Below are 24,323 nucleotides of genomic sequence, written 5' to 3'. Positions count from 1 at the left end.
CCATGAACCTTGTTCGCGCCATGTCGCTGCTGTATGCCGCCTTGCTGTGCGGCTGCTTGCTGTGCCCAGCGGCATCGGCGCAGCCGTCGCCGTCGGTGCCGCCCCGCCTGCAGGAACAATTCACCCATACCGGCTGGAGCGCGCTCGACAACGGCCCCACCGACGTGCTCGGCATCGCCCAGACCAGCGACGGCTGGCTGTGGCTGGCCGCCGGCACCGGCCTGTACCGCTTCGACGGCAAGCGCTTCGAACGGATGGACAGCGTCGACGGCAACACCTTGCTTTCGTCCAACGTGCGCACGCTGTACGCCTCGCCCGAGGGCGGGCTGTGGGTCGGCTACCGCATGGGAGGCGGCCTCAGCCATTTCTATAACGGCCGCGCTCGGCACTACGGCGCCGGCGAAGGCTTGCCCGGCGGCGCCATCAACAGCATGGTGCGGGCGCCGGACGGCACGCTGTGGCTGACCGCGCGCGACGGCCTGGCGCGCCTGGCCGGCGGCGGCGGCCGCTTCGAGATCGTCGGCGCCGAGGCCGGGCTGCCGCAGCGGCGCGCGCGGCAAGTGCTGTTCGACCGCACCGGCCGGCAATGGGTGGCGATGCAGGGTGGCGTCTACAGCCGGCCGGACGGCGACGAGCCGTTCCAGCCGGCGTGGCCGCGGCGCGACATCAGCGCCCTGGCGCTGGCGCCCGACGGCACGGTCTGGGGCAGCGACGCCGACAAGATCTACCGCATGCTGCCGCAGGCGCCGGCCGGCCAGCAGCCGGCCCGGCCGGCGCTGCACGGCAACGGCATGCACTTCGACCGCGACGGCAATATGTGGCTGTTTCGCGGCGGCGACGTCGAGCGCAGGCCGAACCCGACCGCAGCCTCCGGCCACGACGCGCCGCAACTGCTGGAGCTGGGCGGCGGACTGGCGCAAAGCTTCCTGCAGGATCGCGAAGGCAATGTCTGGATCGGCACCTCGGCCGGGCTGGACCGCTTCCGCCGCAACCGCCTGCTGACCCTGCCGCTGCACGCGCAATTCAACTACCCGGCGATCGCGCCCGCGCCCGGCGGCGGCATCTGGGCCGGCGACCGGGTCGGCATGCTGCGCGCGCTCGGCCCGGACGGCGTGCGCGGCAGCGTGCTGGACGACCAGGCCTCGGCACTGTACCGCGATCCGCACGGCGTGCTATGGGCCGGCAACGCCAACGCCGTGTGGCGGGTCGGCGGCCGCGCCGGCGCCGGCGTCCCCACCCGCTACCCGCTGCCGCCGCAGGCGCAAAGCTACGAGGTGCAGGCGATGAGCGCCGCGCCGGACGGCGGGCTGTGGGTCTCGGTGGTGCGCGCCGGGCTGTACCTGCTGAAGGACGGGCAATGGCGGCACCAGGGCGGCCTGCCCGGCGAATTCCCCACCAGCCTGGCCGGCGAGGCGGACGGCACGCTGTGGGCCGGCTACATCCGCAACCGCATCACCCGCATCCGCAGCCGCCAGATCACCCACTACGGCACCGAGCAGGGGCTGGAGGTCGGCATCGTGCTGGCCCTGTACCGCGACGGCGAGCGGCTCTGGGTCGGCGGCGAGCGCGGCGTCGCCTGGTTCGACGGCGGCCGCTTCGTCACGCTGCACGGCCGCCAGGGCGAAGCGTTCCGCGGCGTCTCCGGCATCGCCCGCACCGCGCTGGGCGACCTGTGGCTGTTCGGCACCGAAGGCCTGAGCCGGATCGGCGCCGACCAGCTGGAGCCGGCGCTGCGGCGGCCGCAGCCGAGCGTCGAGGTCGACTACGAACGCTTCGACGCCCACGACGGCCTGCTGGGCGCGGCCTCGCAGCTGCGGCCGATGCCGTCGCTGGTGATGGCCGACGACGGCCTGCTGTGGATGGCCAGCGCCAACCGCATCAACTGGATCGACCCGTCGCGCATCAGCCGCAACCCGGTGCCGCCGCAGGTGCTGGTGCAGGGTGTGGCGGTGGGCGAGCAGCGCTACAGTCCCCTGCCCGGCCTGGAGCTGCCCAAGTCCACCAGCGGCCTGCGGCTCGACTTCACCGCGCTCAACCTGAGCATGCCGGAGCGGGTGCGCTTCCGCTACCGGCTCGACGGCGTCGACCTCGACTGGCAGGATCCGGGCGCGCGGCGCCAGGCGTTCTACACCAATCTGGCGCCGGGCAGCTACCGCTTCCGCGTGGTGGCCGCCAACGAGGACGGCGTCTGGAGCCCGCGCGAGGCCGAGCTGGCGTTCGTGATCCCGCCGACCTTCGTGCAAACCCTCTGGTTCAAGCTGCTGTGCGCGCTCGGCGCGGTGGCGGCGCTGGGCTTGCTGTACCGCTGGCGCCTGCGCGAGGTGACGCGCCAGCTGCGCCAGCGCATCGAGGAGCGGGCCGACGAACGCGAGCGCATCGCCCGCGCGCTGCACGACACCTTCCTGCAAAGCGTGCAGGGGCTGATGCTGCGCATGCACACGCTGCTGGTGCGGCTGCCCCCGGACGGCGAGGCGCGCGCGCTGGTGGAAAAAATCCTCGACCAGTCGGACCAGGTGCTGGCCGAGGGGCGCAACCAGGTCAACGGCCTGCGCAACGTCAACCAGTACCAGCACGACCTGCAACGGCTGTTCGGCGAGCTGGGGCAGCAACTGCGCGAGCAGCACGCGGCCAGCTTCGTGCTGATCGTCACCGGCCAGCCGGCCGCGCTGAAGGACGACGCCGGCGAGCACCTGTACCACATCGGCCGCGAAGCGCTGCTCAACGCCTTCCGCCACGCCAGCGCCGGCCGCATCGAGCTGGAGCTGGGCTACGGCGCCGACCACGTCACCTTGCAGGTGCGCGACAACGGCAACGGCATCGCCGACACGATCATGGCCGACGGCTCGCGCCCCGGCCACTGGGGCCTGACCGGCATGCGCGAACGCGCCGCCAAGCTGGGCACGACCCTGGAGCTGTGGAGCCGGCCCAGCCTGGGCACGGCGGTGCGGATCACGGCCTCGGCGGCGGCGGCCTACGCGGTGCAACACAAGCTCAGTCCGCTGCGGCGCTGGCTGACGCGAGAGGCGGCCTGAGCGTTCCGCCATCGAGGCCCGGCGTGGCGGCACACAGCTCCGCGACAAAGTCGATGAAGACGGCCGCGCGACGCGGCAACAGGCGCTCCGCCGAATACACGGCATTCAGCGGCGAACGCGCGGCCGCATGTTCGCCAAGCAGCGCCCTCAGCTCGCCGCTGCGCAGCTCCTTCACCACCATCCAGGAAGGCAGGTAGGCGATGCCGATGTGCTCCAGCACCGCCCGGCGGATGCCCTCCAGGCTGTTGAGCCGCAAGCGCCCCGACACGTGCACCTCGCCGTCGCGGAACGGCCAACCGCCGCCGCCCGCCATCAAGGTGTAGATGATGCACTGGTGCCGCAGCAGCTCGGCGGGATGCTGCGGCACGCCATGCCGGTCCAGATACGCCGCGCTGGCGACGCAGATGCGCTCGGACGTGCCGATGCGCCGCGCCCGCAGCGCGCTGTCCTTGAGCGCCCCGCCGCGTAGCGCGACATCCACGCCTTGAGCAACCAGGTCGATGTACTCGTCGCCGAAGCGAAACTCCAATTCCACATCCGGATAGCGCGCCGCGAACGCCGGCATCGCCGGGATGATCTTTTCCGTTCCGAAGCCGGGCGCGCAAGCGACGCGCAACAGTCCGTGCGGGTTCTCCTGCCCGCGCGCGTCCGACTCGGCTTGCGCGATGACATCCAGCGCCTGGCGCGCCTGCGTGTAGTAGCGCTGCCCCTCGGGAGTCGGCACCAGCTGGCGCGTCGAACGGTGGATCAGGCGCGTGTCCAGTTCCTTTTCCAGTGAGGCGATATGACGGCTGACGTTGGGCTGCCCGATGCCCAGCTCGCGCGCCACCGCCGAAAAACTCCCGGTCTCGACCGCGCGGACAAAGCAATGCATCCATAGCAATTTATTCATTTCTCAACCTTTATCCACGATTCATGCAATTAAAGCATAGATGATATGAGCGCCGCCTGTCTTATCGGACCGGCCTCGGCGGCGCACACTGCCGTCACGTTTTCAATCACCAGAGGAACATCATGAAACTCGCGGAAAAAGTAGTTGTGATCACCGGCGGCAGCACCGGCATCGGCCTGGCCATCGCCCGGCGTTTCGTCGGCGAAGGCGCCAAGGTCTACATCACCGGCCGGCGCCAGGCGGAACTGGATGCGGCGGTGCGGACCATCGGCGGCGGCGCCGAAGCGGCGCGCGTCGACTCGGCGGACCTGGCGCAGCTGCAGGCGCTGTTCGATCACGTCAAGGCGCAACACGGCAAGCTCGACGTCCTGGTGGCCAACGCCGGCGGCGGCTCGCTGCTGCCGCTGGGCCAGATCACCGAGGCGCACTTCGACGACACCTTCGCGCGCAATGTCAAAGGCACGCTGTTCACCGTGCAGACCGCGTTGCCGCTGTTGGGCCGGGGGTCGTCGGTGATCCTGACCGGGTCGACCGCGGCCAGCGGCGGCACCGAAGCCTTCAGCGTGTATGCGGCGTCCAAGGCGGCGGTGCGCGCCTTCGCCCGCAACTGGATCCTCGACCTGAAGGGTCGCGGCATCCGCGTCAACACCCTCAGTCCGGGCCCGGTCAAGACGCCCGGACTGGTCGAACTGGTCGGCACCGACGCGGATCAACAGCAAGGCTTCCTCGACCATCTGGCGACGCTGATTCCGCTGGGCCGGGTCGGCGACCCCGACGAAATCGCCAAGGCGGCGGTGTTTTTGGCGTCGGACGATGCCAGCTTCGTCAACGGCATCGAATTGTTTGTCGACGGCGGCCAGCGGCAGATCTGATCGCGCTCTCCTGTTAGACCACTTTTAAACTTCAATAATTGAAGCTAATATGGTTCGCGCCTGCAATCCCGCAGGCCAACCTTGAGGCTTCCATGAAAAATCTCCTACTCACGACCAAGAAGGCGGTCGCCATCGCCGCGCTGGCCGCGCTGACGCCACTGCATGCATCCGCCCAAAGCGTCGTCGGCGCGGCCGACATCTCCGACCAGGCGCTGCTGCGCACCCTGCCCGGCTTCCAAAGCGCGCAGGCGGTGGTCAACGGCATCGCCCTGCATTACGTGATGGGCGGCCAGGGCGAGCCGCTGGTGCTGCTGCCGGGCTGGCCCGAAACCTGGTGGGGCTACCACAAGATCATGCCCGAGCTGGCCAAGCACTACACCGTGATCGCGGTCGACATGCGCGGCCAGGGCGCGTCCGGCCGCCCGGACGGCGGCTACGACAAGAAGACCATGGCGGCCGATATCCTCGGCCTGGTGCACCAACTGGGCTACAGCTCGGCCCATATCGCCGGCCACGACATCGGCTCGCAGGTGGCCTACAGCTACGCCGCCAACTTCCCCCAGGCGACCCGCAAACTGGTGCTGATGGACGTGGCGCCGTCGACCGACAGCCTGCTGAAACTGCCGATGCTGCCGCAGCACGGCACCTTCCACGACAAGATCGATCCCGACCACGCCTATCTGTGGTGGTTCGCCTTCCACCAGGTCAAGGGCCTGCCGGAGAAGCTGCTGGCCGGACGGGTGCGGCTGGAACAGGAATGGTTCTACACCTACATGGCGCTGCACGAGGAAGCGATCGATGCGCGCGACCGCGCCGTCTACGAGGCCGCCTACAACAGCGCCGACGCGATCCGCGCCAGCAACGGCTGGTATCAGGCCTTCACCCAGGACATCATCGACGACCGCGATTACCAACCGCTGCCGATGCCGGTGCTGGCGCTGGGCGCGCCGGGCTTCAAGCGGCTGACGGCGGTGATGGAGAAGAAGGCGCCGCGCCTGCGCGCCGTGAAGATCGAGGACAGCGGCCACTTCGTGCAGGAGGAACAGCCGGCGCAGGTGCTCAAGGCCATGCTGGACTTCCTCGGCGCGGCGCAACCGTAGTCACGACAAACCGGCGCGCACCGGCGCGCGCCGGCCCGGGACTACTTGCCGGCGGCCGCTTCGGCGATGAAGGCCGCCACTTCCTTCGGCTTGGCCAGCATCGCCACATGGCTGCTGGAGAGGGTCAGCGTCCTGGCGCCCATGCGCCGGGCGCCGTCGATTTCCTGCTGCGGCGCGATGGTGCGGTCGTTCGCGGCGATCACCGCCCAGCTTGGTTTGACGCGCCAGGCGGCGGCCTTCAACGGCGTGCCCAGCACGGCGCCCTGCACCGGCCCTTGCGTGGCCGCCAGCAGCCTTTGCTCGGCGGCCGGCAAGTCCTGGGCGAAGTCCTCCGCCACGCCCTTCGGCGACAACACCAGGAAGCCGTCCTTGAGCGGACAGATCTCGGCGATGGCCGGCGTGTTGCCGTACGGCGCGGAGACGGCGCCGACGGTCTCGCCCGCGTCCGGCGCGAACGCCGCCACGTAGACCAGTCCGGCGACCTTGGGATGGACCCCGGCCTCGGTGATCACCACCCCGCCGTACGAGTGCCCGACCAGCAGCACCGGCCCCTCCTGCGCATCGATCAGACGGTTGGTGGCGGCGACGTCGTCGGCGATCGAGGTCAGCGGATGCTGTACGCTGACCACGCGCAGGCCCGTGGCCTCCAGCAGCGGAATCACCTTGTTCCAGCTGGAGCCGTCGGCCCAGGCGCCGTGCACCAGCACCACGGTCTTGACGGCCTGCGGCGCCTGCACCTGGGCCGAGGCGATGGATGGCGCCAGCAGCGCGGCGGCGCCGAACACGCCGCCGATCAGCGCGCCGCGCATAACGGTCATGGCGCCCATGCTCAGAACACCGCGGCGGTCTTGGCCGGCGGCAGCTGCGCCAGCAGTTCGGCGGTGCTAACGATGGCGTGCGCGAACATCGGCGCGTTCTGCGCCGCCGCTTCCATGCCGGCCGGGCTGAACGCGGCGGTGGCGTCGGGCACCAGCGTGACGTGGTAGCCCAGCTCCATGCCATAGCGCGCGGTCGCTTCGATGCAGCTGTTGGCGATCAGGCCGACCATGATGATCTTCTGGATGCCGCGCTGTTTCAGTTGCATATCCAGGTCGGTGTTGGCGAAACCGTTCTGCGCCCAATGCTCCTTGGCCACGATGTCGCCAGGTTGCGGGCCGAACTCGGGATTGAACTCGCCGCCCCAGGTGCCGGCCTCGAACGCCTTCAGCGGCGCATTCCTGGCCTGGAACATGTTGACGTGACGCCAGCCGGCGTAATCGTCGCCGTGCTGGTGCGAACGGTGGTGCGGCACGATCACGACCTGGATGCCGGCGGCGCGCACCGTCGGGATGATCTTGCGCAGGTTGTCGTACAGGCCGGACGCGTCGGCGGTCTCCTTGATGGCGTTATACAGCTTGCCGCCCTCGCTCATGAAGTCGTTGTACGGATCGACGATCAACAGCGCGGTGCGGTCGGCTGCGTAAGTAGTGGAGCTCATGGTGTGGCCTTTCATTTCGGTGGTTGTGGTGTTACATCGTCATGCCGCCGCTGGCGGCGAGCTGCTGGCCGGTCATCCAGAACGCGTCGTCGGAGGACAGCAGCACCGCCAGCTTGCCGATGTCGGCCGGCTGGCCGACCCGGCCCAGCGGCGTGGTGTTCAGCACCACCTGGTGGAAATCGCCGTCGATCAGGCCCTCGGCGACGGTGCCCTCGGTTTCGATCAGGCCGGGGTTGAGGCTGTTGACGCGGATCATGCGCCCGCCCAGCTCCTTGGCCAGCGACATGCTCAGCGAATCGACCGCGCCCTTGGTGGCGGCGTAGATGGACGCCATCGCGCCCGGCATCTTGCCGGCGATCGAGCCGATGTTGATGATCGCGCCGCCTTGCGGGCCGAACAACGGCAGCGATTCGCGCACCGACAGCAGCATGCCCAGCACGTTGAGGTTGAACTGGCGGTGGAACTCGGCGCCGGTCAGCTCCTCGATCGGGCCGAACCCGTACACGCCGGCGTTGTTGACCAGGATGTCGAGCCGGCCGTGGCTCTGTTTCAGTCCGGCGTAGACGCGCACGATGTCTTCCTCGCGCGAGAAGTCGCCCTGCACCGCGCTGGCCTTGCCGCCGGCGGCGGCGATCTCGGCCACGACACGCTCGGCGTCGGCCTTGCCGCTGACGTAGTTGAGCACCACGGTGGCGCCGGCGGCGGCCAGCGCGCGGGCGATGCCGGCGCCGATCCCCTTGGACGAGCCGGTGACCAGGGCGATTTTGTCGGATAGTGATTGCATGGTGTTTCCTTATTCAAGTAAAGGACGCGGAGCCGCCTGCCCTCGGATGACGGCGGACAGGCTATACTCCAGCTCTTATGGGGCGGGGTAATCACTTCAAAATTAGAAGTTATTAGGCTTCAAATATTGAAGGCATACTGGACGACTGTCAAGCGACAATCGGGGATAAGGCGCGGCCTATCCCGAAAGGAAGAAAGATGGGTTGGGACGAAATTGCGGAAAGCGTGTGCCAGATCTCCTGCGCCTTGTCGGAGGTGGGCGACCGCTGGACGCTGCTGATCATGCTGGAGCTGTCGATCGGCTCGCGGCGTTTCGACGAGTTGCAGGCGCAGACCGGCATCTCGTCGCACCTGTTGTCGACGCGGCTCAAGCGCATGGAGGAGGACGGCCTGATCGAGCGCCGCCGGTATCTGGAGCGGCCGCCGCGCTACGAATACCACGCCACCGCCAAGGGCAAGGAACTCGACGCCGTGCTGCTGACGCTGCGCGCCTGGGGGCTACGCTGGGGCCAGAGCGCGCTCGGCTCGGATCCGTCGATCGCGATGGTGTACAAGGCCACCGGCGAGGTCATCGACGGCCACTGGCAGATCCCGAACACCGGCCGGCCGTTCACCTTCGACGACATCGAAGCCACCATGCACGACAGCTACCTGCAGGAACGCGAGGCCAAGGGCGCGGTGTTCCAGCAAAAAGTCAAACGCAAGAAAGACCCGCCGGCGAAATAGGCCGGACGCTTATTCGGCCGTCCGCGCCTGCTCCGGCGGCGTGTCCTTGAAGGCGGCGGCGTCGCCGGCGAACATCTCCTCCAACTCCTGGCGCGCCTTGCGCGTCAGCGACACCACCTTGTCCTGGTCCTGCTGGTGCGGATAGACCTCCATCAGCGTCTTCAGGTTATGCCGGCGGAACAGTTGCGCGGCCTGCCCGGCGCGCTCGGCGCCGAAGCCCAACGATTCCAGCAACTTGGCCCCCAGCTGCAGCGAGGCCTCGAAGGTCTCGCGTTCGATCAGCGTCACGCCCCGGTCGAGCAGCGCATAGTAGTGGCTGACGTTGCGCGCCCGGACCAGGATCGCCAGCTCGGGAAAGCGGCCGCGCACCGCGTCCACCAGCGCCAGGCTGTCGTCGACGTTGTCGATCGCCACCACCAGCGCGCGCGCCTGCGCCAGGCCGGCCGCCAGCAGCAGGTCGAGGCGGGTGGCGTCGCCGTAGTACACCTTCAGGCCGAAGCGGCGCAGCAGCTCGATCTGGTCCGGATCGTGGTCCAGCACCGTGACGCCGATGCGGTTGGCCACCAGCAGCCGGCCGATGATCTGGCCGAAGCGGCCGAAGCCGGCGATGATCACCGGATTGTCGGCCGAGATCGCGTCGGCCTCGCGCTTGGGCGTGCGCAGCCGGGGCGCCGCCACCCGGTCGTACAGCAGCAACAGCAGCGGCGTGGCCACCATCGACAAGGTCACCACCATCACCAGCATCGCCGCCGTCTCGGCCTCCAGCACGCTGGCGCCGGCCGCCGCGCCGAACACCACGAAGGCGAACTCGCCGCCCTGCGACATCAGCAGCGCGAAGAACAGCCGCTGGCCGCGCGGGATGTCGAAGCGGAACGCCAGCCCGTACAGGATCGCGCCCTTGATCAGCAGCAGGCCGCAGGCCAGCGCCGGCACCAGCAGCGGATGGGCGCGCAGCACGCCGAAGTCGGCCGACATGCCGACCGCCATGAAGAACAGCCCCAGCAGCAAGCCCTTGAACGGTTCCAGGTCGCTTTCGAGCTGGTGCCGGTATTCGGAGTCGGCCAGCAGCACGCCGGCCATGAAGGTGCCGAGCGCCATCGACAGGCCGACCGACTCCATCAGCATGCAGATGCCGATCACCAGCAGCAGCGCAAAAGCGGTGAACAATTCGCGCAGCTTGGTTTGCCCGAGGAAGCGCATGGCGGGATTGACCAGGAAGCGGCCGAAGCAGATCAGCGCCGCCAGCACGCCGACCAGCCGCGCCACGCCCGCCCAGCCGTGGTTGCCGTGCGCCGAGGCCACGCCGGCCAGCAGCGGCACCAGCGCGATCATCGGGATCGCGGCGATGTCCTGGAACAGCAGGATCGAAAAGCTGGCCGAACCGGCCGGGCTGGGCAACAGCTTGCGCTCGCCCAGCGTGGCCAGCACGATCGCGGTCGACGACAGCGACAGCCCCATGCCGGCCACCAGCGCGATATGCCAGTCGACGCCCAGCGCCATCGCGGCGCCGGTCAGCGCCGCGCTCACCAGCAATACCTGCGCCCCGCCCCAGCCGAAGATCGGCCGCCGCAGCGACCACAGTTTTTTAGGCTGCAGCTCCAGCCCGATCAGGAACAGCAGCAGCACCACGCCGAACTCGGACAGATGCAGGATGTCCTCGACATTGTCGATCAGGCCCAGCCCCCACGGACCGATGGCGGCGCCGGCCACCAGATACCCCAGCACCGCGCCCATTCCGGCGCGCCTGGCCAGCGGCACCAGGATCAGCGCGGCGACCAGGTAATACAAGGTGTGCAGGAGAAAGCCATGTTCCATGTGGGGGTTCCGTAAAAAATATTAGTCGGCGGGCGGAAAATCGATCGCGGTGTCGTTGACGCGGTTGAACAGATTGGTCAGGCTGATGGCGGTCATGGCCAGCACGATGTCGACGATTTGCGCATCGCTGTAGCCGGCCGCCTGGATCGCCGCCAGCGCGTGCGCCGGCAGCGTGCCGCTGCTGCCCGCCAGCTGGCGGACGAAGGCGGCCAGCGCATCGATGCGGGCGTCGCCGGTGTCGAGGCCGTGACGGATGGCGAGTATGCGCGCCGCCGTCAGGCCGGTCTTCTTGCCCAACAGCGTGTGCGCCGCCAGGCAGTAGTCGCAGCGGTTGATTTCGCTGACCACCAGCTTGACGATTTCGGCGTCCTGCGCCGGCAGCGTGCCGCGACGCAGCGCGGCGTCCAGGTGCAGCGCGGCCTCCAGCGCCGCCGGGCTGTTGCTGCCGATGTCGATGTAGGCCTGCGGCACCATGCCGGCCGAGGCCTTGATGGCCGCGAACAATTGCGCGGCGGAGCCGGTGGCGTCGGCCACCGGTGCGGTATGTAATCGAGTCATGATTTCCTTGGTCCAGACGAATAATACAATAGGGAAAGCCGGCCGCGCGCTCAGGCGCGGCGGCCGCCGTCGACCGCCAGCACCGAACCGGTGACGAAGCTGGCGGCGGGGCTGACCAGGAAGGCCACGGCGGCGGCGATCTCCTCGGGCCGGGCGAAGCGGCCCACCGCGTTGACGCTCTTCTGCCAGTCGGACGATGGACCGTGCTGCGGATTCATGTCGGTGTCGACCGAGCCGACGCCGAGCACGTTGACGGTGATGCTGGCCAGGCTGGACGACATCGAGACGATGCGGCCGCCCTCGCCCATCACGCGCGCGGCGGCGCGGATCGCCGCCACCGCCGCGCCGATGCCGCGTGAACCGCCGCTGACCAGCGCCACTTTGCCTTCCAGACTGAAGATATTCTTTGCCATGCTCATTCCTTGGTGAGGTTGACGACGGGGTTGGCGCCTTGCAGCGCGTGCAGCAAGGCGAGCGAATATTCGGACGCCGATTGCTGGTTCTGGCCGGTCACCAGTTTGCCGTCGACCACGGCGCGCACGCCCCACGGTTCGACGTGCGAAAAGCGCATGCCGGCCTGCTCCAGCACCGGTTGCGGGTAATGCGGAATGAAGTCCTTGCCGTACAATTTTTCCGCTTCCAGATCCTCGGCCAGCGAAAAACCGGTGACGCTGCGGCCGGCCAGCCGCGTCGCCAGGTTGCCCAGCGCGATGGCGCCGTGGCAGATCGCGCCGACCAACTTGCCGGCGTCCCAGAACGCCGCGAGCAGGCGCGCCACCTCCGGGTTCGGATACAGGTCGACGGCGGCGCCGGTGCCGCCCACCACATGCACCGCGTCGTAGCCTGCGGCGTCCAGCCCCGCCAGCGGCGTGGTCTGCTCCAGCGCGGCGGCCAGCGCCGGATCCGCCAGGAAGCCTTTGCTGACCAGGCAGCCGGCTTCCCAGGAACCTTCGCTGTGCGGATTGCTCAGGCGGTCGTGGCGCACCGCGCCGCCGGCGGGGCTGGCCAGCGTGACGCTGTGTCCGCGCTCGGTCAGGTGCCAGTACGGGCGGGTCAATTCGGGCAACCAATAGCCGCGTTCGGCGCTGGTCACGATAAACAAGATCTGCATCACATCTCCATGGGTGGTTGGGTCGCGGGAGCCGATCTTAGCACCAGCTTCATATTTTGAAGCTATTAAAACATGTAAACCGCATGCGCCTGCCGGCCTAACAACGCTTAACCGCGAGGCGGCCGCTTCTTGCCTAAAATCGCGGCTCGACATCCCACGGAGCGAGCATGGAAGACCAGGACGAATACGCGCCGCATCAGTGGTCGCCGCAGGAACGGCCGCAGTTGCCGGGGTCGCCATCGACGCCGGATCATCCGCTGCCGCGCCGGGTCGCCTTCGGCCTGGTGGCGCTGGTGCTGGCCATGGCGGGCGGCCTGAGCAACGGCCTGGTGATCGCCAACCTGCTCAACCTGCAAGGCTCGTTCGGCGCCTACGCCACCGAGATGCAATGGCTGCCGGCGGCGTACGTGATGGCCAATGTGTCGATGAATCTGCTGCTGGTGAAGTTCCGCCAGCAGTACGGTTTGCAACTGTTCACCGAATTGTTCCTGGCGCTGTACGCGCTGGTGGCCTTCGCCCACCTGTACGCGCACAACCTGCCGACCGCGATCGCGGTGCGGGCCGCGCACGGTCTGGTCGGCGCCGCACTGACGGTGTTGGCGGCCAACTACTGCGTGCAGGCGTTTCCGGCGGTGCACCGCATCAAGGCGCTGGTGCTGGGCTTCGGCGCGTCGCAACTGGCCTTGCCGCTGGCGCGCGTGATCTCGTCGGAGCTGCTGGAAATCGGCGAGTGGCAGGGACTGGTCTGGTTCGAAGCCGGCCTGTCGCTGCTGGCGCTCGGCTGCGTGCTGCTGCTCAAGCTGCCGCGCGGCGACCGCACGCGGGCGTTCGAGAAAATCGATTTCGTCACCTTCGCGCTGTTCGCGCCCGGCGTCGCGCTGCTGTGCGCCGCCCTGGCGCTGGGGCGCTACGTCTGGTGGCTGGAGGCGCCGTGGGTCGGCGCCAGCCTGGCCGGCGCGCTGCTGCTGATCGCCGCCGCACTGCTGATCGAACGCAGCCGCGAACGGCCGCTGCTCGACGTGCGCTGGCTCGGCAGCGGTCAGATCGCCAGGCTGGCGCTGTCGGTGCTGTTGATCCGCATCGTGCTGGCCGAAGGCGTCGGCGTGGTCGGCCTGTTCCAGGCGCTCGGTCTGCACACCGACCAGATGCACACGATGTTCTGCTGCGTGCTGGCGGGCAGCGTGCTGGGCCTGGTGGTCAGCGCGGCCACCATCAAGCCGACCAATTTGAATCGCTCGCTGCTGGTGGCGCTGGCGTTGATCGCGACCGGCGCGCTGATGGACGCCGGCGTCACCAGCGACACGCGGCCGGAGCAGATGTACCTGAGCCAGTTCATGCTGGCCTTCGGCAGCACCTTCTTCTTCGGACCGACGCTGCTGGCCGGCTTCGGGCCGGTGCTGCAGGAACCGCGCTACCTGGTCAGCCTGTCGGTGATGTTCGCCATCACGCAGAACCTGGGCGGTTTGCTAGGCAACGCGCTGGTCGGCACCTTCCAGATCGTGCGCGAGAAATATCATTCCAGCTATCTGGTCGAACATTTGTCGCTGGCCGATCCGCAGGTGGCGGCGCGGGTCCAGGCGGCGGCCGGCGCGTTCAGCGGCGGCTTGTCGGATCCGGCCGCGCGCGCCGGCCAGGGCCTGGCGACGCTGGCCGGCGCCGCCACGCGCCAGGCCAACGTGCTGGCCTACAACGATGTCTTCATGAGCCTGGGCGTGATCGCGATCGCGGTGATGGCTTGGCTGTTCCTCAGCGAATTCTGGACCTTCTGCCTCGGCTGCGCCGGCCAGCGCGCCGCAGCCGCTCCTTCCACCTCCACCAGCAGCCACTAGAGCCGATACCATGTCCGACACCGCAACGCCCGTTTCCCCGCCGTCCGTCCCATCAACCGCCGCCAACCCGCCGCCGACGACGCCAGCGGCGTCCGCCATGGCGCCGGCACGCGGCCCGGCGACGCGCTGGCTGCCCGCCATCGGCTTCGGCGCCATCGCGGTGGCCGGCGCGCTGGCGGTGCTGTACGCCTGGCGCCTGCCGCCGTTCAGCGACGCCATCGTCAGCACCGAGAACGCGCTGGTGCGCGGCCAGGTGACCATGATCGGCACCCAACTGCCCGGCTACGTGACCAGCGTCGACGTCGCCGACTTCCAGCAGGTCCACGCCGGCGATCTGCTGGCGGTCATCGACCAGCGCAGCTACCGCGCCCGCCGCGAGCAGGCGCAAGCCCAGCTGGACGCCAGCCAGGCCGCGCTGGACAACTGGGAACAGCAAAAGCACAGCGCCGCCGCCGGCATCGTCCAGGCCCAGGCCATGCTGGACAACGCCAGGGCCCAGGCGACCAAGGCCGACGCCGACCTGGGTCGCGTACGCCGCCTGGCCGGCGACGGCTCGCTGTCGCTGCGCGAACAAGACGCCTCGACCGCCGGCAACAGCCAGGCCCGCGCGGCGGTGGCGCAGGCGCGCGCCGCGCTCGACATCGCCGGCCAAAACCAGCGCGCGGTGCTGGTCAACAGAGCCGCGCTGCAAGCGGCGGTGGCCGGCGCGCGCGCGGCGCTGCACGCCGCCGAGGTCGACTTCGACAACACCCGCATCACCGCGCCCGCCGACGGCAGGTTGGGCCAGGTGGCGGTGCGGCGCGGCGCCTACGTCAATGCCGGCGCGCTGCTGATGCCGCTGGTGCCGACCGAACTGTGGGTGATCGCCAACTACAAGGAAACGCAAATGAGCCGGGTGCGCGTCGGCCAGCGCGCCTGGTTCCGCGCCGACGCGCTGGACGGCGCGCGGCTGAGCGGCGTGGTCGAACGCATCTCGCCCGCCACCGGCGCCGAATTCAGCGCGCTGCCGGCCGATAACGCCACCGGCAACTACGTCAAGATCGCCCAGCGCATACCGGTGCGGATCCGCATCGACCCACGACAGGCCGATGCCGCGCGCCTCGGGCCGGGCATGTCGGTGGTGACCAGCATCGACACCAACGCCGCACCGGCGCCGGGAGCCCAGCCATGATGGCCGCCACCAGGCCCGCCAAAACCGCCTGCGCCCTCGCCGCCATCGCGCTCTGCCTGCTGGCCGGTTGTGCCGGCCGCGCCGGGCCGCCGCCGATGTCGGCACTGACGCTGCCGGAGCAATGGCGCACCGCCGCACCGCTGTCGCTGGCCGGCATCGGCCGCGCCGTCGACCAGGAATGGTGGCAGGCCTTCGGCGATCCGGTGCTGAGCGAACTGGTGACGCAAGCACTGACGCGCAATGCGGACCTGCTCACCGCCCGCGCCCGCGTGCTGGAATCGCACGCCCGCGTCACGCAAGCGCACGCCGGCCAGCTGCCGTCGCTGAGCGCATCGGTTTCGCCGCAGCGCGCCCGCGCCATGAACGCCTTCAACACGCCGATCGACATCACCGTGCTGGCGGCCCAGGTCGAGGCCAGCTACGAGGTCGATCTTTGGGGCCGCCTGGCCGCACTGACCGACGTTGCGCTGGCCGCCGAGCGCGCCGAACAAGCCAACGCCGACGCCGTGGGGCTGGCGGTGGCCGCCACCACCGCCAGCGCCTACCTGAATCTGCGCGGCCTGGACGCGCAGCTGGAACTGACCCAAAAGACCTTGCAACTGCGCCGCGACAGCCTGGATCTGGCGCGCCGGGGCTACGACGCCGGCTACACCTCGCAACTGGAATGGCTGCAAGCCAAGGCCGAATACGAAGCCGCCGGCGAAGCCATTCCGCAACTGGAACTGGCCATCGCGGAGCAGGAAAATACCCTGTCGGTACTGGCCGGCGCCGCGCCCGGCGCGGTGCGTCGCGGCCTGCCGCTGGCGGCGCTGGCCCCGCCCGACATTCCGGCCGGCCTGCCGTCCGCGCTGCTGCGCCGCCGACCCGACATCTATCGCGCGCAGCAAATGCTGGCGGCCCAAAGCGCCGCGCTGAAGGCGGCGCAGGAGCAGATGCTGCCTTCGTTCCGGCTGACCGCCGCCGGCGGCGTGCAGGCGGCAGGCTGGCATCAATTCATCAACGCTCCGGCCGAGCTGTGGCGGCTGGCGGCCGGCCTCAGCGAACCGCTGTTCGACGGCCAGCGGCTGCAAGCGCAGACCGACATCGCGGCGGCCCAGCGCGACCAGGCTTTCCATCAATATGAAAACGTGGTGCGCAACGCGCTGCGCGACACCGAAAACGGCCTGACCGCGTTGGCCAAGCTGCGCGCCCAGGCCGAAGTCAACCTGGCCCGCAGCCGCACCGCCGCCGACACCTTGCGCATCGCGCAGAGCCGCTACCGCAACGGCTACAACTCCTATCTGGAACAGCTGGACGCGCAACGCACCCAGTACGCGGTTGAGATCAGCCGGCTGCAATTGCAAACGCGGCTGCTGGTGGCCTCGGTCGATCTGTATCGCGCGCTGGGCGGCGGCTGGCAGCGCCCCGCGCCGCCAGCGCGCTGAGCTTCAGATCAGGCCGCGCTCCGTGGCCAGCACCACCGCCTGCGTGCGCGCGGTGGCGCCCAGCTTGTCGAACAATCCCTTCACATGGGTCTTGACGGTGCCGACGCCGATGCCCAGCTCGCGCGCGATCAGCTTGTTGCAGAAGCCGCGCGCCAGCAGGCGCAGCACGTCGCTCTCGCGGCCTGTCAGGCTGACGCGCGACAGGCCGTCGGCCAGGCAGCGGTCCAGCGTTGGCGTCAGATAGCGCAAGCCGCGCCCCACCGAACGCACCGCCGTCTCCAGCTCGCGCTGGCTGCAATGCTGCAGCACGTAACCGTGCACGCCGCTGGTGACGGCGGTGCGCACGCTCCATTCGCGGTCCTGTTCGGTGACGATCAGCACCCGCCCCTTCCATCCCGGCGGCGCCTGCTGCAGACGGCGCAGGCCGTCCTGGTAGTCGGTGACGACGACGTCGTGGCGTTCATCGGGAGTGGCGGCGACGGTGATGTCGATGCAGGCGGCGAGGAAGGTGGCGAGGCCGGCGCGGATCAGGGGATTGCCATGCGCCACTTGCGCGCAGATGGCTGTCCCGGGCGTGTAGAGGGTTGTCATAGTCAGCATCCAGGTAAGAAAATCCGATTATACGAACCGGCGCCGCCGCTGAATGTTTAACGTTGTTAAGCGTTGCAAGGCCGCGCCCACGGCCCTGCAACGGATGCCGCAGGCTTACGGCAGCAGGCGCGCCGCCAGCGTGATATCGCAGCGCATGATCTTGGAGATCGAACAGTTGGTGCTGGCGCGGGTGGCGCATTGCAGCATCTGCTCCGGCGTCGCGCCCGGCACCTCGGCCTCGACCGAGATGTGCGAACCGAGGATGGCCGGACGACCCAGCTCATCCTGGCCCAGCTCGATCGTCACGCTGGTGGCGATGCTGCCGGCCATCAGCGACTGCATGCCGAAGTTGTTGGCCAGCGCCTGGTTGAAGCAGCCGGCGTGCGCCGCCGCCAACAACTCTTCCGGGCTGGCGCCCGGCGCGCCATCGAAGCGGCTGGCGTAGCTGTAGGGCTGGTCGCGCACACTGTCGCTGGCGGTGGAGATGGTGCCGGCGCCCTGCCGCCAGTTGCCGCGCCAGGTGGAGTATCCCTTGGCTTGCATGTTCGCCCTCCTTACCTGGCGGCGCGCGCGGCCGGGAATTGCTTCAGCAGATCGGCCGTCTTCAGGATCGCGTGCGCGAACAGCGGCGCGTTTTCGGCGGCGGCCGACATGCCTTCAGGGCTGAATGCCGCTTGCGCGTCCGGCACCAGCGTCACGTGGTAGCCCAGTTCCATGCCGTAGCGCGCGGTCGATTCGATGCAGCTGTTGGCGATCACACCGACCAGGATGATATGGCTGATGCCGTGCTGCTTGAGCTGGAAATCCAGGTCGGTGTTGGCGAAGCCGCTCTGGGCGAAGTGCTGACGCACGATCACGTCGCCTTTTTTCGGACCGAACTCGGGGTTGTACTGCGCGCCCCAGGTGCCCACTTCGAACGCCTTCAAGCCCTGGTTCTTGGCCTGGAACATATTGACGTGCTGCCAGCCATCGTAGTCGTCGCCGGTGGGCGAGGATTGGTGGTGCGGCAGCACGAACACCTGCATGCCGGCCGCGCGCGCCGCCGGAATGATCTTGCGCATATTGTCGAACATGCCGGAGGCGTCGGCGGTCGGCTTGATCGCCTGATACAGCTTGCCGCCCTCGGTCATGAAGTCGTTGTAGGGATCGACGATCAGCAGCGCGGTCTTGGCGGCGCTGTAGACCGGCGCGGCGGCACCGGCGTGGCCCACCAGCAAGGAGGCGGCGGCGGCGACAAACAGGGTACGGAGCAGGTTCATGATGGTTCTTTCGAAAAGGTGGAAAACGCCGCCCGCGCACGGGCGGCAAGCAAACTTCAATATTTGAAGCTAAACTCTAGCATCGAAATCAGGCGATGCCCTCCCGAATTGGAGGGAGGTAGTTACTTTAAATATTGAAGTGTTACAATTCGCTCGTGGATACCTCAACATCAAACCGCGCCCCGGGCGCGCTCCCTCCGATCGGGTCGGCCTGCGAATTCGACGGCTACCTGCTGGATCCGGCCGCGCGCACGCTGTCGCGCCATGGCCGGCCGGTGGATCTGAACCCGCGCGCCTTCGACCTGCTGCTGGCGCTGGTCCTGGCGGCCGGCACCGTGCTGCCGCGCGAGACGCTGCTGCGCTCGGCGTGGCATGGCGCCGACGTCACCGACGCCAACCTGCGGGTACAGATCTCCACCCTGCGCAAGGCGCTGGCCGAGCACGGCGGCGGCGACCGGCATATCGACAGCGTGCCCGGCAAGGGCTATTGCTTCGTGGCCCAGGTGCGCTGGCGCGCGGCCGCGCCGGCGCCGGCCGACCACCATTCCATGCCGCTGGGCCGCGACGACGCGGTCGTCCACATCGCCGGGCTGCTGCAGGAAAAAGGGCTGGTGACGCTGGCCGGCACCGGCGGCGTCGGCAAGAGCGCGGTGGCGCGGGCGGTGGCGGCGCGCTTCGCCGGCGCCGGCCTGCGCGCGGTCACACTGGACCTGGCCTTGCCCGGCGCCGGCCCGGCGTTGCCGTTCGCCGCCGCGCCATCCCTGCTGATCCTCGAGAACTGCGAGTTCGACACCGATCTCGCGGCCGCGCTGGCGCAGGCGCTGCCGAGGCTCCATCCCGGCATGCCGGTGCTGGCGGTCAGCCGCGAATCGCTGCAACTGAGCCGCGAAACCGTGTTCCGCCTGCCGCCGCTGGCGCTGCCACCGCGCGGCGCCGGACTGACACTGGCCGAGGCGTGCCGCTATGCGGCGGTGCAGCTGTTCTGTCGGCGCGCCCGCATGCACAGCCCGGATTTCCATGTCGACGACGGCGACGTGCCGGAACTGATCGAATTGTGCCAAGCCCTCGACGGCTTGCCGCTGGCGTTGGAGCTGGCGGCCCGCGACACCGCCTGGCGTCGCTACGCCGAGCTGCTGCCCTCGGCGGCGGCGGCGCCGGCACCCGAGCCCCCGCCGGCGGCGCATCCGCAAGGCGCTTTGCGCCAGCAATCGATGTGGCAATCGCTGGACTGGGATTTCCAGCGCCTCAGCGCGCGCGAGCAGACGGCCTTGTGCCGGCTGTCGGTGTTCCGCAGCGGCTTCGGCATGATTTCGGTCAGCTGCGCGCTCACCGGTTGCGGGTTGCCGGAATCGCTGGTGCTGCCGACCTTGCAGTCGCTGGTCGCCAAGTCCCTGGTGACGGTCGACCATGGACCGGACTTCACGCTGTACCGGCTGCTCAACAGCACCAAGGCTTACGCGCTGGAACGCTATGTCGCGCGCCGCCGGCAGTGCCAGGCGCTCTACCCGACCAACCTGCGCGACTTGCCGCCGCTGCTGCTGCCCGATCTGCTCTTATAACCCTGACACCGACCCCGATAGGCCCCGACCTTGCCGACCATGTCGCTACCAGACGTCTCCCCCGCCCCCGGATACGCCGCCCGCTACACCTTCCTCGACTTCGAGCTGCTGCCGTGCGAGCGCGCGCTGTTGCATGGCGACTGCCGGGTGGCGCTGGGCAGCCGCGCCTACGATGTGCTGCTGGCCTTGGTGGAACGCGCCGGGCGGCTGGTGACCAAGGAGGAGCTGATCGGCGTGGTCTGGCCGGACACCATCGTCGAGGAAGGCAACCTGCGGGTGCAGATCTCGGCGCTGCGCAAGGCGCTGCGCGAGGAGCAGCACGGCCAGCTGTGCATCGAAAACCTGGCCAGGCGCGGCTACGTCTTCACCGCGCCGGTGCGGCGCCACGACGGCGCGGCGTCGCCGGCCGCCGATGCGGCGCCCGCCGTGGCGGCGCGCACGGTATCGGGATCGGCGCAAGGACCGGCGCATCGGCCGATGCATGGCGCGGCGCAAGGACAGCCGCAAGAGACGGTACGCGGGTCAGTACGCGGGTCGGAGGGCGGCCCGCTGCAATCACCGATGGCATATGGCGCGCTGGTCGGCCGCGACGGCGCCTTGCGCGAGCTCGCGGCGCTGCTGCTGGAGCGGCGCCATGTGGTCGTCACCGGCGCGGCCGGCGTCGGCAAAAGCGTGCTGGCGGCGGCCGTCGTCGCGCTGCTGGGAACGCAGTACGATCTGCCCTGCTGCCTCCTCGACGCCGCCGCCTGCGCCGATCCCGGCGCCGCGCTGCGCGCCATCGCCGCCGCCTGCCGGCTACCGAACGCCGAGGAAGAGGACGCGGCGCAGCCGACGCACCGTCTGCGCGCCGCCCGGCTGGTGCTGCTGCTCGACGGCTGCGACCATGCGCCTCAAGCCGCCGCCGCGCTGATCGCGCGGTTGCGCGCCGCCCTGCCCGAGATGCTGCTGCTGACCACCAGCCGGGGGCCGCTGCGCCTGGCGCAGGAATCCGTGTACCCGCTGCCGCCGCTGGCGCTGCCGCCGCGCGACGCCGTCGTGACGCCGGCCCTCGCCTACGCCGCGCCGGCGGTGCGGCTGTTCTGCGACCGTGCCCGCGCCCGCTGCCAGGACTTCATCATCAACGCCAGGGAGGTCGACACCATCGTCGCCATCTGCCGCGAATTGGACGGCATCCCGCTGGCGCTGGAACTGGCGGCGTTGAGCATGGACCTGCTCAGTCCCTCGGAGGTGCTGGCGCGCTTGCAAGAGCGCTTCCAACTGCTGGCCAGCGCGCGCCGCAGCCCGGTGGCGCGCCACCAGACCATGTGGGCCGCGCTGGAATGGGGCTTCGAACGCTTGTCGCCCGAGGAAAAGATCGTGCTGCGCCGGCTCGCCATCTTCCGCGACGGCTTCACCGCATGCAGCGCGGCGGCGCTGGCCTGCTGCCACTACATCTCGCTCGACAGCCTGCTGACGATCCTGCCGGCGCTGGTCGACAAGTCGCTGCTGCTGACCGACCAGCGCGGCGATCACGCCGGCTATCGCATGCACCACACCATCCGCGCCCACGCCCTGAAAAAACTGCGCACCGCCAACGATCCGATGTTCCCGCCGGCCGCCCTGCCGCTCTAGTCCCTGCGCTGTTAAACGTTGTTAACGGTGTAAAATGTGGGTACTAAGTGAGGAGTACCATGAGTTGGGATGAAGTCAGTGACAGTGTCTGTCCGATCGCGCGATCGCTCGCGCTGGTCGGCGACCGTTGGACCATGTTGATCTTGCGCGAACTGGGCATGGGCTCGCACCGCTTCGACGCGCTGCAGGCCCAGACCGGCATGTCGTCGCACCTGCTGACCTTGCGTTTGAAACGTCTCGAAAGCGACGGCGTGATCGAACGCCGGCAGTACAGCGAGCGCCCGCCGCGCTACGAATACCACAAGACACAAAAAGGCCGCGAGCTCGATCCGGTGCTGATGATGCTGCGCACCTGGGGCCGCAAATGGGAGCACGATTGCCCGCACGGCGAGCCGGCCGTGAAGCTGGTGCACAAGGCCAGCGGCATCGAGCTCGACGACCTGTGGCAGATTCCCGGCGGCGGCCGCGATTTCACTTTCGACGACGTGGAACCGACCATCGGCAAGACCTACGCCGCCGAGCGCGAACAACGCAGCGCCGCCTTCCGCGAAGGCGCGCCGAAGCCGAAGAAGTCCCCCCTTCCCCGGAAGTGACAATCAGCCCTAGCTGATCGCGGCCAGCACCTGGTCGACCGTCAGCACTTCGTGGCCGAAAGTCGGGTAGGAGATTTCCAGCGCGGCCTTGTGCGCCTCGGGCGTGAACTCGGCCACCGCGTCGGTCAGGAAGGTGACGTGGTAGCCCGCCTCGGTGGCGTGGCGCGCCGTGCCTTCGACGCAGGTCTGCGAGGTCAGGCCTGCGAAGATCAGTTTCTCGATGCCGCGCGCCTTCAACCTGGCGTCGAGGTCGGTGCCCATGAAACCGTTGAAGGTGCGATGCCGGCTGGAGACGATGTCGCCGTCCTGCGGGCGAAACAGCTCAAAGAAGTCGGAACCCTTCTCGCCCTCCCAGAACACATGGTGCTCCATCGCATACTGCATGCGCACCGGGACGTACTTGACGTCGTCGAAACTATGTTCGTGCAGGCCGTGCGGCGCGTAAGCGATCTGCAGGCCGGCGGCGCGCGCGCCTTCGATCAGGCGCGTCAGGTTGGCGACCAGCCCGACCTGTTCGATCTGGTCGCGGATGTTGGCGTGGACCTTGCCGTCCGGCGCCAGGAAATCGTTGAGCACATCGACCAGCAGCAGCGCCGAGGTGGAGGTGGGATATTGTGGATGAGCCATGATGTTTTCTCTTTCAGGAAGGGGTTGCGGACGCCGACAATGTCAGCGCCGCGTGGTTTTGCGCAGCTTGCGCACTTCGTCGGCCGATACCGACATCGGGTCGGCGCCCTGGCCCCATTGCCCACGCAGGTAGGTGACCACGTCGGCCACCTCGGCGTCGCTGAGCACCTTGCCGAAGGCGGGCATCGGATACGGCGCCGGCAAGCCGCCGATCACCAGCTCGCGCGTGCCGTTCAGCGTGACGTTGATCAGCGACGCCGTCCTGGGCGCGGCCAGGTTCGGGTTCAACGCCAGCGGCGCCAGCAACGGCGGCACGCCGCGCCCGTCGGCGCCGTGACATTGCAGGCAGTATTTGCCGTAGACGCGAGCGCCGGACAGCGCTTGCGCCGACGTGGCGACCGGCACCGCCGCGAACAATCCCGCACCGTCCGGCGTCGGCAGCGATTTCAGGTAGTGCGCGATGGCCTGCGTATCGGCATCGGTCAAATGCTGGGTGCTGTTGTTGATCACATCGGTCATCGAGCCGAACGCGGTGGCGTGGCGGTTGGCGCCGGTGCGCAGGAAGCTGCGCAGATCCTGCTCGTTCCAGCGCCCCAGCCCGGCGCGGCGGTCGCCGCCCAGGCTGGAGGCGTACCAGCCCTCCAGCGCCGCGCCTTGCAGGTATTGGTCGCCGCGCTCGTCGAGCGCCTTTTCCTGGAACGCCGCGCCGCGCGAGGTATGACAGGCGCCGCAATGGCCCAGGCCCTGGGTCAGGTAGGCGCCGCGATTCCAGGTCGCGCTCTGGGCGGCGTTGTCGCGGAACACCTCCTGGTCGAGGAAGGCCAGGTTCCACAGCTTGAGCGGCCAGCGCATGTTCAGCGGCCAGCGGATGTCGCTCTCGCGGTTGGCCTGTTTCACCGCCGGCACCGCGCGCATGAAGTAGGCGTACAAGGCCGCGACGTCCTCGTCGCGCACCTTGGCGTAGGACGGATACGGCATCGCCGGATAAAGGTTGTGGCCATCCCTGGACACGCCGTGCCGCAGCGCGCGCTCGAAGTCGCGCAGCGTCCAGGTGCCGATGCCGGTGCGCGGATCGGGCGTGATGTTGGTCGAGTAGACCGCGCCGACCGGCGTGCTCATGGCGAGTCCGCCGGCGTACGGCTTGCCTTTCGGCGCGGTGTGGCAAGCCACGCAGTCGCCGACCCTGGCCAGGTAGGCGCCGCGCTCGATCAGCGCTCCGGCCGCGTCGGCGGCGTGCGCCGACGGCATCCAGCAGCAGGACAGCAGGGCCGCCACGCAAAGTCTTCTTATCAT

At 69.0% G+C, this 24,323-nt stretch carries 23 protein-coding genes; 10 read left to right on the top strand and 13 right to left on the bottom strand.

All coding sequences use genetic code 11. The features are described from left to right. The first annotated feature begins 2 nt into the window (after positions 1–2). Positions 3–3,032 carry a ligand-binding sensor domain-containing protein gene (locus GW587_RS19175; protein ID WP_166106127.1) on the top strand — a complete coding sequence of 1,010 codons (3,030 nt, stop codon included), beginning with the start codon at positions 3–5 and terminating at the stop codon, positions 3,030–3,032. Here the strand turns inward: GW587_RS19175 and GW587_RS19170 are convergent. Further along, on the bottom strand, positions 2,992–3,924 hold the full coding sequence (locus GW587_RS19170; protein WP_166106126.1) for a LysR family transcriptional regulator: 933 nt from the start codon (positions 3,922–3,924) through the stop codon (positions 2,992–2,994). The genes GW587_RS19175 and GW587_RS19170 overlap by 41 nt on opposite strands. 122 nt (positions 3,925–4,046) lie before the next feature. On the opposite strand from GW587_RS19170, the gene GW587_RS19165 reads away from it, so the two are divergent. Both GW587_RS19165 and GW587_RS19160 read left to right on the top strand, forming a co-directional pair. Further along, positions 4,047–4,796, top strand: a complete 750-nt coding sequence (locus tag GW587_RS19165) for an SDR family NAD(P)-dependent oxidoreductase (protein ID WP_166106124.1) — start codon at positions 4,047–4,049, stop codon at positions 4,794–4,796. Positions 4,797–4,888: 92 nt separating this feature from the next. Next, positions 4,889–5,896: an alpha/beta fold hydrolase gene (locus tag GW587_RS19160; RefSeq protein ID WP_166106122.1), complete on the top strand. Its 1,008-nt coding sequence runs from the start codon at positions 4,889–4,891 to the stop codon at positions 5,894–5,896. 41 nt (positions 5,897–5,937) lie between these two features. Here the strand turns inward: GW587_RS19160 and GW587_RS19155 are convergent, their stop codons facing one another. From GW587_RS19155 to GW587_RS19145, 3 genes are read right to left on the bottom strand one after another with little or no spacing between them, the layout of a single operon-like run. Next, positions 5,938–6,714, bottom strand: coding sequence for an alpha/beta fold hydrolase (locus GW587_RS19155; RefSeq protein ID WP_207393557.1), 777 nt, complete (start codon positions 6,712–6,714; stop codon positions 5,938–5,940). Positions 6,715–6,725: 11 nt separating this feature from the next. Further along, the gene (locus GW587_RS19150; protein WP_166106118.1) at positions 6,726–7,373 is read right to left on the bottom strand and encodes a cysteine hydrolase family protein; all 648 of its coding nucleotides are present in this window, start codon (positions 7,371–7,373) and stop codon (positions 6,726–6,728) included. Positions 7,374–7,404: 31 nt separating this feature from the next. Then, on the bottom strand, positions 7,405–8,157 hold the full coding sequence (locus tag GW587_RS19145) for an SDR family NAD(P)-dependent oxidoreductase (RefSeq protein ID WP_166106116.1): 753 nt from the start codon (positions 8,155–8,157) through the stop codon (positions 7,405–7,407). Positions 8,158–8,354: 197 nt separating this feature from the next. Between GW587_RS19145 and GW587_RS19140 the strand changes: the two genes are divergently transcribed. After that, positions 8,355–8,882 (top strand): winged helix-turn-helix transcriptional regulator, encoded by a 528-nt coding sequence (locus GW587_RS19140; RefSeq protein ID WP_166106114.1) that lies wholly within the window; start codon positions 8,355–8,357, stop codon positions 8,880–8,882. 9 nt (positions 8,883–8,891) lie between these two features. Here GW587_RS19140 and kefC read toward each other — a convergent pair whose 3' ends face one another. From kefC to GW587_RS19120, 4 genes are read right to left on the bottom strand one after another with little or no spacing between them, the layout of a single operon-like run. Further along, the gene (kefC, locus tag GW587_RS19135; protein ID WP_166106112.1) at positions 8,892–10,697 is read right to left on the bottom strand and encodes a glutathione-regulated potassium-efflux system protein KefC; all 1,806 of its coding nucleotides are present in this window, start codon (positions 10,695–10,697) and stop codon (positions 8,892–8,894) included. A gap of 21 nt (positions 10,698–10,718) precedes the next feature. Next, positions 10,719–11,255: a carboxymuconolactone decarboxylase family protein gene (locus tag GW587_RS19130; RefSeq protein WP_166106110.1), complete on the bottom strand. Its 537-nt coding sequence runs from the start codon at positions 11,253–11,255 to the stop codon at positions 10,719–10,721. Between the two features lie 50 nt (positions 11,256–11,305). Continuing rightward, positions 11,306–11,668 carry an SDR family oxidoreductase gene (locus GW587_RS19125; protein ID WP_229259545.1) on the bottom strand — a complete coding sequence of 121 codons (363 nt, stop codon included), beginning with the start codon at positions 11,666–11,668 and terminating at the stop codon, positions 11,306–11,308. Positions 11,669–11,670: 2 nt separating this feature from the next. Then, a complete protein-coding gene (locus GW587_RS19120; RefSeq protein ID WP_166106106.1) occupies positions 11,671–12,366 on the bottom strand; it encodes a type 1 glutamine amidotransferase domain-containing protein in 696 nt (231 codons plus the stop codon). Positions 12,367–12,533: 167 nt separating this feature from the next. Here GW587_RS19120 and GW587_RS19115 point away from each other — a divergent pair, with 167 nt between their 5' ends. Genes GW587_RS19115 through GW587_RS19105 form a run of 3 tightly spaced genes read left to right on the top strand, consistent with a single transcriptional unit; the run spans position 12,534 to position 16,790 of the window. Then, positions 12,534–14,195 (top strand): MFS transporter, encoded by a 1,662-nt coding sequence (locus tag GW587_RS19115; protein WP_166106104.1) that lies wholly within the window; start codon positions 12,534–12,536, stop codon positions 14,193–14,195. A gap of 10 nt (positions 14,196–14,205) precedes the next feature. After that, the gene (locus GW587_RS19110) at positions 14,206–15,366 is read left to right on the top strand and encodes an HlyD family secretion protein (protein WP_207393556.1); all 1,161 of its coding nucleotides are present in this window, start codon (positions 14,206–14,208) and stop codon (positions 15,364–15,366) included. Further along, positions 15,363–16,790, top strand: a complete 1,428-nt coding sequence (locus GW587_RS19105; RefSeq protein ID WP_229259543.1) for an efflux transporter outer membrane subunit — start codon at positions 15,363–15,365, stop codon at positions 16,788–16,790. The genes GW587_RS19110 and GW587_RS19105 overlap by 4 nt, the downstream gene beginning before the upstream one ends. 3 nt (positions 16,791–16,793) lie before the next feature. Here GW587_RS19105 and GW587_RS19100 read toward each other — a convergent pair whose 3' ends face one another. The 3 genes from GW587_RS19100 to GW587_RS19090 all read right to left on the bottom strand — a co-directional run bounded on the left by GW587_RS19100 (position 16,794) and on the right by GW587_RS19090 (position 18,640). Next, positions 16,794–17,381, bottom strand: a complete 588-nt coding sequence (locus GW587_RS19100; protein WP_166106102.1) for a LuxR C-terminal-related transcriptional regulator — start codon at positions 17,379–17,381, stop codon at positions 16,794–16,796. 114 nt (positions 17,382–17,495) lie between these two features. Beyond that, positions 17,496–17,924, bottom strand: a complete 429-nt coding sequence (locus GW587_RS19095) for an OsmC family peroxiredoxin (RefSeq protein ID WP_166106100.1) — start codon at positions 17,922–17,924, stop codon at positions 17,496–17,498. Between the two features lie 11 nt (positions 17,925–17,935). Further along, positions 17,936–18,640, bottom strand: a complete 705-nt coding sequence (locus GW587_RS19090; protein ID WP_166106099.1) for a cysteine hydrolase family protein — start codon at positions 18,638–18,640, stop codon at positions 17,936–17,938. Between the two features lie 155 nt (positions 18,641–18,795). On the opposite strand from GW587_RS19090, the gene GW587_RS19085 reads away from it, so the two are divergent. The 3 genes from GW587_RS19085 to GW587_RS19075 are packed head-to-tail and all read left to right on the top strand — an operon-like array spanning position 18,796 to position 22,403. Further along, complete coding sequence (locus GW587_RS19085; RefSeq protein WP_166106097.1) at positions 18,796–20,199, top strand: ATP-binding protein; 1,404 nt, start codon at positions 18,796–18,798, stop codon at positions 20,197–20,199. Positions 20,200–20,238: 39 nt separating this feature from the next. Further along, complete coding sequence (locus GW587_RS31420; RefSeq protein ID WP_166106095.1) at positions 20,239–21,810, top strand: ATP-binding protein; 1,572 nt, start codon at positions 20,239–20,241, stop codon at positions 21,808–21,810. A gap of 59 nt (positions 21,811–21,869) precedes the next feature. Then, positions 21,870–22,403, top strand: a complete 534-nt coding sequence (locus GW587_RS19075) for a winged helix-turn-helix transcriptional regulator (RefSeq protein ID WP_166106093.1) — start codon at positions 21,870–21,872, stop codon at positions 22,401–22,403. Positions 22,404–22,412: 9 nt separating this feature from the next. Here GW587_RS19075 and GW587_RS19070 read toward each other — a convergent pair whose 3' ends face one another. Both GW587_RS19070 and GW587_RS19065 read right to left on the bottom strand, forming a co-directional pair. Continuing rightward, positions 22,413–23,030 (bottom strand): cysteine hydrolase family protein, encoded by a 618-nt coding sequence (locus GW587_RS19070; RefSeq protein ID WP_166106091.1) that lies wholly within the window; start codon positions 23,028–23,030, stop codon positions 22,413–22,415. A gap of 42 nt (positions 23,031–23,072) precedes the next feature. Then, positions 23,073–24,323: a c-type cytochrome gene (locus GW587_RS19065; protein WP_229259541.1), complete on the bottom strand. Its 1,251-nt coding sequence runs from the start codon at positions 24,321–24,323 to the stop codon at positions 23,073–23,075.

The organism is Duganella aceris (genome assembly GCF_011090165.1).
Classification (GTDB): domain Bacteria; phylum Pseudomonadota; class Gammaproteobacteria; order Burkholderiales; family Burkholderiaceae_D; genus Rugamonas; species Rugamonas aceris.
This window is presented reverse-complemented; position numbering and strand designations above follow the sequence as displayed.

What these genes read in the sequence shown, in the direction of transcription:
- GW587_RS19175 (WP_166106127.1), top strand. Translation starts at nt 3, where the DNA reads ATGAACCTTGTTCGCGCCATGTCGCTGCTGTATGCCGCCTTGCTGTGC.
- GW587_RS19170 (WP_166106126.1), bottom strand. Translation starts at nt 3,924, where the DNA reads ATGAATAAATTGCTATGGATGCATTGCTTTGTCCGCGCGGTCGAGACC.
- GW587_RS19165 (WP_166106124.1), top strand. Translation starts at nt 4,047, where the DNA reads ATGAAACTCGCGGAAAAAGTAGTTGTGATCACCGGCGGCAGCACCGGC.
- GW587_RS19160 (WP_166106122.1), top strand. Translation starts at nt 4,889, where the DNA reads ATGAAAAATCTCCTACTCACGACCAAGAAGGCGGTCGCCATCGCCGCG.
- GW587_RS19155 (WP_207393557.1), bottom strand. Translation starts at nt 6,714, where the DNA reads ATGACCGTTATGCGCGGCGCGCTGATCGGCGGCGTGTTCGGCGCCGCC.
- GW587_RS19150 (WP_166106118.1), bottom strand. Translation starts at nt 7,373, where the DNA reads ATGAGCTCCACTACTTACGCAGCCGACCGCACCGCGCTGTTGATCGTC.
- GW587_RS19145 (WP_166106116.1), bottom strand. Translation starts at nt 8,157, where the DNA reads ATGCAATCACTATCCGACAAAATCGCCCTGGTCACCGGCTCGTCCAAG.
- GW587_RS19140 (WP_166106114.1), top strand. Translation starts at nt 8,355, where the DNA reads ATGGGTTGGGACGAAATTGCGGAAAGCGTGTGCCAGATCTCCTGCGCC.
- kefC (WP_166106112.1), bottom strand. Translation starts at nt 10,697, where the DNA reads ATGGAACATGGCTTTCTCCTGCACACCTTGTATTACCTGGTCGCCGCG.
- GW587_RS19130 (WP_166106110.1), bottom strand. Translation starts at nt 11,255, where the DNA reads ATGACTCGATTACATACCGCACCGGTGGCCGACGCCACCGGCTCCGCC.
- GW587_RS19125 (WP_229259545.1), bottom strand. Translation starts at nt 11,668, where the DNA reads ATGGCAAAGAATATCTTCAGTCTGGAAGGCAAAGTGGCGCTGGTCAGC.
- GW587_RS19120 (WP_166106106.1), bottom strand. Translation starts at nt 12,366, where the DNA reads ATGCAGATCTTGTTTATCGTGACCAGCGCCGAACGCGGCTATTGGTTG.
- GW587_RS19115 (WP_166106104.1), top strand. Translation starts at nt 12,534, where the DNA reads ATGGAAGACCAGGACGAATACGCGCCGCATCAGTGGTCGCCGCAGGAA.
- GW587_RS19110 (WP_207393556.1), top strand. Translation starts at nt 14,206, where the DNA reads ATGTCCGACACCGCAACGCCCGTTTCCCCGCCGTCCGTCCCATCAACC.
- GW587_RS19105 (WP_229259543.1), top strand. Translation starts at nt 15,363, where the DNA reads ATGATGGCCGCCACCAGGCCCGCCAAAACCGCCTGCGCCCTCGCCGCC.
- GW587_RS19100 (WP_166106102.1), bottom strand. Translation starts at nt 17,381, where the DNA reads ATGACAACCCTCTACACGCCCGGGACAGCCATCTGCGCGCAAGTGGCG.
- GW587_RS19095 (WP_166106100.1), bottom strand. Translation starts at nt 17,924, where the DNA reads ATGCAAGCCAAGGGATACTCCACCTGGCGCGGCAACTGGCGGCAGGGC.
- GW587_RS19090 (WP_166106099.1), bottom strand. Translation starts at nt 18,640, where the DNA reads ATGAACCTGCTCCGTACCCTGTTTGTCGCCGCCGCCGCCTCCTTGCTG.
- GW587_RS31420 (WP_166106095.1), top strand. Translation starts at nt 20,239, where the DNA reads ATGTCGCTACCAGACGTCTCCCCCGCCCCCGGATACGCCGCCCGCTAC.
- GW587_RS19075 (WP_166106093.1), top strand. Translation starts at nt 21,870, where the DNA reads ATGAGTTGGGATGAAGTCAGTGACAGTGTCTGTCCGATCGCGCGATCG.
- GW587_RS19070 (WP_166106091.1), bottom strand. Translation starts at nt 23,030, where the DNA reads ATGGCTCATCCACAATATCCCACCTCCACCTCGGCGCTGCTGCTGGTC.
- GW587_RS19065 (WP_229259541.1), bottom strand. Translation starts at nt 24,323, where the DNA reads ATGATAAGAAGACTTTGCGTGGCGGCCCTGCTGTCCTGCTGCTGGATG.